8 protein-coding genes are annotated in these 11,317 nt (G+C 48.7%); all 8 read left to right on the top strand.

The annotated features are described in order from the left end of the window. Positions 1 to 33: 33 nt before the first annotated feature. The 8 genes from I8J30_RS07595 to I8J30_RS07560 all read left to right on the top strand — a co-directional run bounded on the left by I8J30_RS07595 (position 34) and on the right by I8J30_RS07560 (position 11,279). Positions 34 to 393, top strand: coding sequence for a hypothetical protein (locus tag I8J30_RS07595; protein ID WP_210656865.1), 360 nt, complete (start codon positions 34 to 36; stop codon positions 391 to 393). 42 nt (positions 394 to 435) lie between these two features. Beyond that, positions 436 to 1,020, top strand: coding sequence for a glycerol-3-phosphate responsive antiterminator (locus I8J30_RS07590; RefSeq protein WP_210656863.1), 585 nt, complete (start codon positions 436 to 438; stop codon positions 1,018 to 1,020). 144 nt (positions 1,021 to 1,164) lie between these two features. Then, entirely contained in the window at positions 1,165 to 2,505 is a 1,341-nt protein-coding gene (locus I8J30_RS07585) for an alkaline phosphatase family protein (RefSeq protein ID WP_210656861.1), read from the top strand. After that, positions 2,489 to 3,325: an HAD-IIA family hydrolase gene (locus tag I8J30_RS07580; RefSeq protein ID WP_210656859.1), complete on the top strand. Its 837-nt coding sequence runs from the start codon at positions 2,489 to 2,491 to the stop codon at positions 3,323 to 3,325. The genes I8J30_RS07585 and I8J30_RS07580 overlap by 17 nt, the downstream gene beginning before the upstream one ends. Positions 3,326 to 3,418: 93 nt before the next feature. Continuing rightward, positions 3,419 to 4,129, top strand: coding sequence for a 2-phosphosulfolactate phosphatase (locus I8J30_RS07575; RefSeq protein ID WP_210656858.1), 711 nt, complete (start codon positions 3,419 to 3,421; stop codon positions 4,127 to 4,129). Next, positions 4,126 to 5,442, top strand: coding sequence for an alkaline phosphatase family protein (locus tag I8J30_RS07570; RefSeq protein ID WP_210656857.1), 1,317 nt, complete (start codon positions 4,126 to 4,128; stop codon positions 5,440 to 5,442). The genes I8J30_RS07575 and I8J30_RS07570 overlap by 4 nt, the downstream gene beginning before the upstream one ends. A gap of 471 nt (positions 5,443 to 5,913) precedes the next feature. Then, positions 5,914 to 7,647: an S-layer homology domain-containing protein gene (locus tag I8J30_RS07565; RefSeq protein ID WP_210656856.1), complete on the top strand. Its 1,734-nt coding sequence runs from the start codon at positions 5,914 to 5,916 to the stop codon at positions 7,645 to 7,647. A 20-nt stretch (positions 7,648 to 7,667) separates the two neighbouring features. Beyond that, positions 7,668 to 11,279, top strand: coding sequence for a hypothetical protein (locus I8J30_RS07560; protein WP_210656855.1), 3,612 nt, complete (start codon positions 7,668 to 7,670; stop codon positions 11,277 to 11,279). Positions 11,280 to 11,317 lie beyond the last annotated feature (38 nt).

Below are 11,317 nucleotides of genomic sequence, written 5' to 3'. Positions count from 1 at the left end.
GCTCTTAGATTGTACAAGGGCAATGGTCTTGCTTTGGATGATAGAAACACGAATAAGGAGCACAACGTATATGCCTCGCTGGAAGACCTGGTAGTTAAGCTTCGAGATATCTCGCATATTAAGCAGCACATGCATGAATGGGATCTTAAGCTTCAATTTATCGAGAATGCTCGTCATGGCCAGCTTCATATAGATGGACATTTCATAGAACTTCGGCAAGGCAGCGTGTATGTACTAAAGCCGGGCCAACTCATTGAGGCCACTGTTCATTCGCTAGATGAACGGGTGTTCTATGAATTGGGATTCGATGTTTTCAGCGATGAGCCTGCGGTCTTCGGATTCGCTTCAGAATTTTATTCGCCAACCAGGATGTTGACAAGATTCAGTTCCTAAGATAGGATTTGGTTTGAAAACATATAAGACGAGGGCTGAATAATGCAACTATTATATAAAGTTGGGAAAAACCCGATTATTGCAGCTGTCCGAAAACCGGAAGATCTTGGTGATGCCTTGAGAAGCCCTGTCGACAATGTTTTTTTTATGGGAGGCACCGTTCTGGAGCTTGTTCAGTCGGTTCGTTTAACGAAAGAGGCAGGCAAAGGAGCCTTTGTTCACCTTGATTTGATAAAGGGTTTGTCTAGTACCGACCGTGAGAGTCTGGAATGGATTGCAAAGTACGCTGGAGCTGATGGTGTTATTTCTCCCAAGAGCCATATCATCAAGGAAGCGAAACGATTCGGATTGTATGGCATTCTTCACCTGTTCGTAATCGATACGGTTGCTCTTGAGAATGGTCTGAAGCTGAGTCGACAGGTCGATCCTGACGGCATTGAATTAATGCCGGGTGTTATTGATAAAGTGATCCGCACATTTTCGGAATTGCTGAGTGATAAACTGATTATCGCCAGTGGTCTCATCCAAACCCGTGAAGAGGTAAATACGGCCTTGAATGCGGGAGCGACTTCTTTGTCGGTAAGCAATAAGGAACTTTGGAACATTACTTTCGATCAATTAAATTAATCTTATAACGTGTTATGTTCATCTGTTGGAGTGATGACGAAGAGAAAGCTCCCAACAATGAGGCCATGTACCCTATGTACGTGTGTCTTGTTGCTGGGAGTTTTTTTATTTTCAAACCTAATTACGAGAGGAAGGATTCGACCAGTGAACAATGAGAAACGTAAGATCATAGTTATCAGTATCGATGGGATGGCTGCTTTCTATTTACGAGATCCGCAAGTAAAAATGCCGGTACTACGGAAAATCATGGAGACCGGAGCATCTGCAGAGGCAATGGTCAGCATTGCTCCGACAGCTACATGGGCGATTCATACAAGCATGGTTACCGGTGTTTATCCCCGCAAGCACGGAGTGTTGGGCAATTGGGTTATCGATCGTCCCGCTGGAAGAGTGGGGGAGCACTTCGGAGACTTGACATGGAATAAAGAAGAGAGTGTAGGTGTACCTACAATCTACGACATGGCCAAGGCTAGAGGTTGGAAGACGGCTGCCATTTGCTGGCCTAAGACGCGTCAGGCAATAGCTTTGGACTGGTGCATCCCTGAATTTTATCAGCAAGAGTTATTTGAATCTTACAGCACTCAGGAGTGGTGGATGGAGCTGAAGAATGCTGGTTTTCCAGTAGACAAATATGGAGCTTGGAGCTGTGAGCATGAAAATGCCCCAATGCAGGATTGGCTGACGACTGAAATTGCCAAACATCTGCTGACGAACCACAATCCGGATTTGCTGCTCATGCACTACTTAATGCCAGACACTTACCAGCACGTTTATGGCATTTCTACGAGTGAAGTGTACTGGGCTCTCGAATATATTGATGAACGGATCGGAGACTTAATTGAAACATTGAAGTCAACGGGAAAATGGGACAATACGGATTTGTTCATCGTTTCCGACCACGGCTTTGTGAATACGACACGAACATTTTATCCAAATGTGCTGTTTAAGCAAAAAGGATGGTTTGAGCAGTCCACGCCATTAATCGGGAAAGTGGCGGCGGTATCCAATGGCGGAATCGGTTATGTGTATGTACTGGAAGATCAAGCTGAGGAGCGCACCCGGCTTATGGATGAGGTTCGGGAGCTGCTTCATAGTACGCCGGGCATCGCTCGCATATTCGAGCCTCAGCAGTATGCAGAATTAGGCTTGCCGGCGGAAGGAGAAATGGCGGATCATTGTCCGGACTTCATTTTCGAAGCTGAACTCGATTGTTTCATACATTTCGACCATACAGGCGAGGAAGTATTACAGGAAGGTGGAAAATTTTATGGTATGCACGGATATCTTCCTCAGCACGAACAAATGAAGGCGATTTTTGCTGCTACGGGCAAATCCATTCAGCCTTCCGTTAAGTTGGGGGAAATACAGCTGGTCGATTTAGCGCCTACTTTGATGCGTCTGATTGGAGGAGAGCTGCCGGATACCGATGGTCGTGCTCTTGATGAAATTTGGAAAGCGGGTGTAGCTGATGGGCGGAACCCTTAAGAAAGGGGGAGAGCTGTTTGATCAGGTAAAGGCGTTTTTTTTCGATCTGGACGGCTGTATTTATTTTACGGATACGTTGGCGCCAAGCGCCGGCAAGTTAATAGAAAGACTTAAACAGGAAGGCAAGAAGGTAGGTTTTATTACGAATAACTCCCGGCTTACAGCACGTGAAGTTGAGATGAAACTTCATAAAATGGGCTTGGAAATTCCCTCTGAAGACATATTTACGGCTACCGATTTAACGGGTCTATACATCAAGAATAAATACGGCAACAAGCGAGTGAAATCAGTTGGCAGCGATGGGCTGAATGCCGCGCTAGCTTCAGCAGGACATGAACTGCTCCCGCTCGATTCTGAGAAAGAGTCCGATGTTGTTGTCGTTGGTCGGGATATTACGTTTTCCTACGCAACACTGGAGAAGGTTGCCGGAGAAGTGGATAGAGGGGCGATTCTAATTGGAGCTAACGCCGATGGCTACCATCCCGGCAGCAATGGAAAGCGAGTACCGGAAACAGGTGCTCTCATTGCTGCTATCGAATCGGTGACGGGCCGGAAAGCGGAGTATGTGGGTAAGCCGGAGTCGAATTTGTTTCTTTACGGCATGCAAGCATTCGGTTGTAGTGAAAAGGAAAGCGTTATGATCGGGGACAATTACTATACGGATATAATCGGTGGAAAACATGCAGGCATGCATACCGTATGGATCAGATTGGAAAATGAAACTATGCCAAGGCGAGCAGAAAGTGCAGTTAATGCTTGGCCGATGGCAGATTATGTGTATGCAACGATTGCAGAACTGTTGGAGAGCTGTAATCTGTGAATACAGACAGCAATAAGGCCTAGTAAATTAACGGCCAAACCATATCATTTACACAAAAGTTAACCATCTGCCAGGAAAGGGCGTTGAGAACGTATGGATATTCAGATTTATCATTTTGTTGAAGGAGCCCGGCAAGCGCGAGGCTTGACCGTCATTATCGATGTGTTCCGGGCCTTTTCGGTCGCCTGTTATGTAACAGCGGGCGGAGTTCAGAACTTGCTGCCGGTCGGGAGCATGGATACCGCGTATCGGTTGAAGCAGGACAATCCGGAATATATTCTAATCGGGGAGCGCGGCGGGGTGATTCAACCTGGCTTTGATTACGGTAACTCGCCGTTCTCCATCCAAGCCGTTGACTTCAGTGGCCGGACGATTGTGCATACGACAAGCGCAGGAACGCAAGGTCTCGTCAATGCGGTGAATGCGGATGAGATTATTACGGGCAGTTTTGTCAACGCGCAGGCTATTATCGACTACATTCGCATAAGGAATCCGAAGCATGTTTCTCTGGTCTGTATGGGCTGGGGTGCTCTGGAGGAGGCAGACGAGGATACACTGTTTGCGCAATATGTAAAGAACGCACTGGAAGGCAAGCCGAACGACTTTCAAGATATCGTCCGTTACTTGAGCCTCGAGAGCAAGACCGGTAAATTTCTCGATATGACGGATGCTTCCGCTCCGCCGGAGGATTTTGATTTGTGCTTAAGTCTGAACCGGTTTCCCTTCGTGCTGAAGGCAGAGCCGCATGGAGAATCACTGATCAGGCTTAGAAAGCTAGGAGTTGTCGAAGGAGTAATGCTATGAGCCGTCGTGTACTCATTTTTGGGGCGGACGGACTGCGTCCGGACAACGTGGATTTGAAGCGAATGCCGACCTATGCGGAGCTGATCAGTCGAGGGACGTTATTCAATTCCTTCCAAGCAGCCTACCCGTCAGAGACTCGCGTCAGCATGACGACATTGACTACCGGGGTGCTGCCTGGCCGCCACGGGGTCGTCAATAATCTGATGGTGGTACCCGGCTTCGGAGAAAAAGGGTTCCTGCAGACAGGTGACGACCGGGATCTCTTGGCTTACAACGGCGCAATGTCGGAGCCATTCATTCTGGCTCCGACATTAGGTGACAGGCTGCATGCGCATGGGCTGAAGCTTGCTGTAGCCGCCTCCAGCTCCCCCGGAGCCTCCCTTCTGTGGAATCTGAATCACCCGGACCAGGTGATTAATCCGTCATCGACCTATGGCGTCGAACGACTTGGGCAGCTGCACGCGGAGCTCGGAGAACGATCTCCTGAGCGGTCGCGCGTGAAGCGGGAACATGCCCTATGGGCGACTCGGGCGTTAACGGAGATTCATATGCGGAACCCAGAGAATCAGGCGATGGTTCTGTGGCTGTCGGAGCCGGACGCCAGTCAGCACGACTATGGGCTCGGCTCACCGGAGAGCCTGGAGGCATTGGAGCTTATCGATGCATGTGTAGCGGAGGTGCTCAGGGCTATCAAGCGTGAGGGGTTATCGGACGAGCTGGACCTGTTCCTGATCAGCGACCACGGCCACTCGACGATTCAAGCTCAGGGCTCGCTGCAGGAGCATGTGCGGAAAGCCTGTGAGGAATTAGGCCTGACGTCCAGCTTCGTTGCAGCCGGGCACTATGTATATGCTGCACCCGATGAGTCGACTGAGCCCTCTCCGAAAGAGGCAGCAGCTCTCGTTGCGTGGTTGCAGGCAAAGCCGTGGTGCGAGCGGGTTTATGCCGGCTCTCCAGCTTATTGGGACCTCCCCGGCGTGTTGCCGCTGGAGCAGCTGCTCGGACCGATTACGCATCGACGCGCTCCACTCTTCGCCGTTCAGCCGGTATGGTCACACGAGCCGAATGAATATGGCGTGCCGGGGACGACGCTGGCTCTGACCTCATCTACGGCCCTTCGCTCCAGCCATGGGACATCCAGCCCTTACGACCGGCAAGCCTTCTGCCTTGCCGTCGGCAGCAGCTTCCGCCAAGGCGTCGTTTCCGAGGTCCCCTGTGGCATCGAGGATATTGCACCGACCGTCTGCTGGCTGATGGGCCTCCATGCCGAGACCGGCTTCGACGGCCGTGTGCTGAGTGAGGCGCTGCGCTAGGAAGGAAATGACTGAAGCCGCATGACTCTAACCGAGTCATGCGGCTCTTTTTGACGTTCCCCAAACGAACCAGCATAAACAAATAGGAGTGTTTTATACGGATATGACAGAAAAAACAATAATAGATTGACTATTACAAATGGAGATAGTTTTTGAACCTGAGATGCGCATACAATGATAGAATTTGCCATCCTCCCTCAGTACCGAGTCACTTCATCCTGTTCTAAACTGAAAGTTGTAGCAAATGATGCTATAAAGTTAAAGCGGTTTAACTTTTCGGTTCAGGCACTGCTTTCGATGAACCGACGGATCATCCGTTTAAACAGGCAGCGAATCATATCGACGAGGCTCGCTCGATTTTAACCGGAATCGCAGCGAATTAATTCCTATGTACCTGTTTAAGCCAAATATGTAAGCGCCTCCAGTCGATGTGAAACGCATCGCAAAACACCTTGAAAAGGAGTAGAGACAATGACAAGAAAAGTATCGAGCTTCGTTTCTTCACTTTTGATCGGCAGTATGCTGTTCTCCAGTACTTCCGGCGCAGTTCCGTCTTCAAACGCCGACGAACATTGGGCGGCCAAAGAATTGCAAAAGTGGACTTCGAACGGCTTGTTGAAAGGCGATGAGAAGGGGGACTTGCATCCCGATAAAGCCATTACAAGGGCGGAATTCATAACCTTAATCAACAATATGTTCGGCTTTAAGCCGCCGTCTGTTGCACGTTCTTTCCCGGATGTTAGCTCCAAAGTTTGGTATGCATCGGAGTTCCAGAAAGCCTACGACTCAGGAATCGTTCTGGGCGACGAGAATGGGAACATGAATCCCAATGCCAATATTACAAGGCAGGAAGCCGCTGTTATCTCGGCCAGATTGTTTGTGCTGCTTGACGTCGGTGCTCCAAGCGAACTTATTTTTAACGATTCGTCCCAAATCGCGAGCTGGGCTAAGTCCGCGGTTGCTGCTTTGGAAGCCAAGCACTACATCGCAGGCAGATCGAATAATGAATTTGCTCCCAAGGCCAACATCACGCGCGCGGAAGCGGTAAAGATGTTAGACAACATTATGGGAGAAATCATTAACAAGCCAGGCACTTACGAGGGCGATAAAGCCGGGAATCTGGTTGTAAATACCGCCGACGTAACGCTTAACGGCATGATCATTAACGGTAATTTATATGCAGCGCCTGGCGTGAGTGAAGGAGACCTTACGTTAAGCCATGTCCACGTGAAAGGCGACGTAATCGTCGAAGGAGGAGGCATTCATAGCGTACACCTCGATGATTCGAATATCCAAGGCAAGTTGATTATTCTCAAGAAGAACGCCCCAGTCAGAGTCGTAACTTCCGGAAGCACGGACATTGGGCAAGTCGTAATTTCCAGCGGCGCAACGCTGGAGAACCATGCAAGCCATGCGATTCCAACCGTCGTTATTACTGGCGATGATGTAGTCGGCAAAGCTGTAACGCTTACGGGTGATTTTGTAAGCGTGGACGTGCAAAAGAAGGTTGAATTGGACTTCGGCAGCGGAACCATTAAGGATATAGTCGTAAACGGTCAGGCATCTATTACGGGATCGGGCGAAATTGTAAATGCGACGATCAACGTCAACGGCGTAACGATCGAGAAAACGCCTGCGAATGTTAAATTAATGGATGGCGTGACCGCTACTATTGGAGGCGTTATAACCGGCAGCGTGGGCAATGGAGGCGGAGCTATTGGCGGGATCGGCGGTTCGGTTATTACGCCTCAACCACCTATCGTGGCATACGGAACGTGGGGAGATTCTTTAGCGGATAGTTCTGTACCGCAGAACGTGAAATCCTACATCACGGAAATTCGCGGCGTTACCAATCCATTGGGAGGCCAGAAAAACGTCATTACGGATGATCTGTTCGGAGTGACTCCGAATGTTTTCCCGATCCAGCTTGGGGCGAACATCACTACCTCCTATATGGACAGCAATAAGAATCTATGGATGGGGACGACAACGAACCTGATCTATCGAGATAACGCAACGGGTGCATTCAAAGAGTTTGGTGCGGATGTATTGGGCTACGGCAACGTCGATATGATTATTCCGGACGAATTGGGCGGCGTATGGGCTTTAGTCGGAAACGTTGAGATCCCGACTACCCCCGATACACCTGTCGACTACTCCAATACGAAGGTCATTCACATTACAAAGTCTGCTGTAAGCAACTAACGGAGAGGAGTTAGATTCGGATGAAGAGAAGAAAGTCAATGAAATCGATGTTATCAAAGGTCACGTTAACTTCTGTGTCTATAGCCACGGTATTGATGGTTCCTGTGAATGCTTTCGCCGAGCGGAATACGGTTGTTGTACCGACACCTGTCGTACACCAGGTTGCCGCACATTATACGAAGCAAATCAACTATTTCAAACTGGGAGATCCTCGAATTCCCGGCGGAGCGAACAGCAAATATTCTGCAGACTGGATCACGCCTGACAATTACACATCGCAAAGCGCATTGTCCAACAACCGTGTACTTCCATTTGATATGCCCGATTCCGTGCTTGAGGCAACCGGTTTGGGCAGCGAAGTCGACATGGCGTTCAAAGACGCTAATGGGGCGTACTGGGTTGTCGTTAATCCGAAAGGTCTGGTAAGAATCGATTTCGGTGCTTCCGACGCTAACGATGTATTCCAATATTTAACGGGAAGCCGGTACATATTTGACGCTACCAGCGACGATAAAAATACGATCACGGGCATTATGTCCGACGGCGATCACGGGATTTGGATTCAAAACAGTCAAGGTGCTACCCACGTTAAGTTCGTGCTGCAAACCTTGGCGGAGCAAGCGGCGAACATGGAGTATACGCGGGGCTTGTTCGACAGTCAAGGCGCGATCGGGGACCAAAGCGGCTTAACATTGGATTATGGCAACGATACTTCGGACAACGGGCCGGGCTATGTATCCACTTTACCTACAAGCCCGCGAGTCGGTGGAACGAATTATTTCCAAGACGCTTCGGGCAGAACGTATGCGGAAACGCTTAGACCGACCAACAACTTTGCTTACTGGTCCGGATTCAACAGCATTGGCGAAGGGGCGAGATACGACTATTTAGCCAATATGCCGAATCCTACGCTAAACGATGTTATGGCCAAGCAAGAAGCCCGCTCTAATATCATTCGTACGGCCTCTATGGCGATGCTGCTTACGAAGATCAACGGGCTCAACAACGGTTCTCCGAGCAGAAGCTTCAATGAAATCGGAACCACTAACCTAACAGGCAGAAATTCGTATAACTTTGCAAAAGCGCCAGAGAATACCGATGCATCTAAAATTCAAATCGGTGACGTATACTCCTTTGGCCGCAACTATGACTTTGATAGAAAGGAAGATCCAATTCAATGGTATCCGTACACAAGGTTCTTCGGAAACGGATTGCCGATTCATCAGTACAATCCGGAGCTCGCGGCTAACAACGGCTTAACGGATGAACAGTCGCCGGGCACGCCTGATACGAACGCTTTCGTAAGGAATAACGATGCACTTGCACCATGGCAAGGCTACAAGGATGTTGCGCAAGGCAATCTATCGCAAGGCAATGACGCAGCTAACCCGATCGGCAAAATTTTAGGTCCCAACGGCCCGTATCCGACGATTGGCAAGGGTGCGCATGCTTCGGCAGGTATCACCGTTTATGCCGAACAAGATTTTAATTCTGCTACAAGCATTCAAGCTCAAGAGTGGAACTATAAATACCAAGTCACTCAGAACGTAAGCGATCGATATCCGGATCTCATGGCGATGATTGTATCACCGGATCCAGTGAATCCAACGCGTGCATCCTATGGCGGTATTAGCGATTTAGCGTTGGGCAGACTCATTACGGATGGCACAACCACCAACAAAGGGCTTCAAGTGTACATGCACCCCTCATCCGAAGAGCCTGTAGGCGATTTCGCGCAATACTTCACGCTCTATCATTATGTATTGAAACCGGAGCTTGCTAATCCGAATACGCCTGCGAACATTAGAGAGCAAGACGAGAAACTTCTTGCTTTGCTAAGAGATTCCGCAACTGTTGAATTGAATACCATTATCGACAGCGGCTATATGCTCATCGATCCTAACGGCCAAAACTCGTCTTGGGCAAAATGGTCCGCGGACAATTTCAATAACGATCGTGGGCCGAACGAGTATTCCAACAACGATGGCATTCAACAAAACATGTTTTTCGCTGACGCATCTCTGAATGCAGCAGAAATTACAATGTTTATTCGGGTAACAATGGAGATCCTCGAGGACGTAAAGACGGATACGACCGATGTGGACGTATTGCATGATATGGACGCTTGGGTAACCAGGTTCGGCGCGCCGGCTCAAGAGCATAATTACGCTTACTTCTACAACAAGTTCGCTGCCGAGTACAACAAAATCTTCACAGGCACGAACTATGCAATGAACGGCTATGTGCTGCCTGCGTTCTCGCCGCTGCATACGGCGTTCGATGAATCAACTACAGTCGATCTATTCGGAAATCCGGTTCCAAAAGCGGCGATCAGAAACGGTTCCGGCTATATTTCCTTTATGCAAAACGTTAAGGCGTTAAAAGATAAAGAAGCGCAGATGTGGATTAAAGACAATAACTGGTTCATTAAAGCTGCGACCGGAGCATTGCAAGTGAATGACGATACTTCGGTATTGGAATACATTGAATCGTTGCCGCCAGCGGAGAAAAACAACTATTATCTGAATTCCATGCTAATCTTCGGGAACTTGGAACCTTTGTACGGGGATCCATTAAACGATACGGGCGATGATCTTAGAAAACTCGTCACCATGTCGCAGATTCAAATCGATTTCTTTAATCAATTGACAAACAAAAAGGCCATGCGATTAAGCTTTAATCACAGCGACGCGATGATGATGTTCGAAATCTATTATCCGTTAGCGATGGCTGCCAAAAATGATCCGCAATACCCGGCAATTCAAGCGGCTTACGGCAATGTTTATAATACGGTACTGATTAATTCGGATATTCCTGCTTATACGTATTTGCAAAAGATCATGAATCCGAACGATCCAAAAATTGATGAACAAGTTAAGCATGATACTTGGATGCTATCTCGGATTCCTCAATACGGTAACGGAAACATGGTAACCAATAACTACGCCAATCGAGAAGATTACTTCTTCTCAGGAGCAGGAGAAGATATGCTCATGGGCCATGCCCCAGTATCCAACAGGGTGTTGCCTTTGGATGAAAGAGGATCGTTCAAGTATAATTCCGTACAAACAGAAGATGATAGAAACGCGGAATTTGTAGAGGACCATGATATAGTCACGCCGTTCGCAAGCGGCTGGAACGGCGCACAAACCAACCACGTAAAGAGCAATAACTTTGGCTTGCTTTATGATCCGTCTATTTATACGACTGGCTATTGGATCGCGGTCGATAGCGGAATTATTACGGATGCTGCCCCTGTAAATCAGATTCAAGCGCCGTATTCCGTGATGCCGACGTTTGCTGCGACAAGCGCAAGCTATGGTGCTGACGGTTCTGCGCCTGCAGCTATCGATGTAAATTCGGGACGCGGATCCACGGGCGCAACGTATGTATCGTCGATCACTGCTACCACGGACGCAGGGACGCAGACGCTCATCAGCGGCACTGATTTTACGACTGCGTTTACGGCGCCACAGTATTTCGTAAGCAAGAATGGCCTGCTCAAGATTAATCTGGAGCCTTCGACAATCCAAGCGCTTTCGAGCGATGGTACCAAACCGGTAACACTCAAAATCGTACTTGGCGGCGCGAGCGGCGTTATCGGTTATGTTACGCTGTCAAACAACAATTAGCTGAAATCTATTCATGTGATTTAAACAACTAAATCGGA

Origin of the sequence: Paenibacillus lignilyticus (assembly GCF_017942085.1) — a bacterium.
Classification (GTDB): Bacteria; Bacillota; Bacilli; order Paenibacillales; family Paenibacillaceae; genus Paenibacillus_Z; species Paenibacillus_Z lignilyticus.
This window is presented reverse-complemented; position numbering and strand designations above follow the sequence as displayed.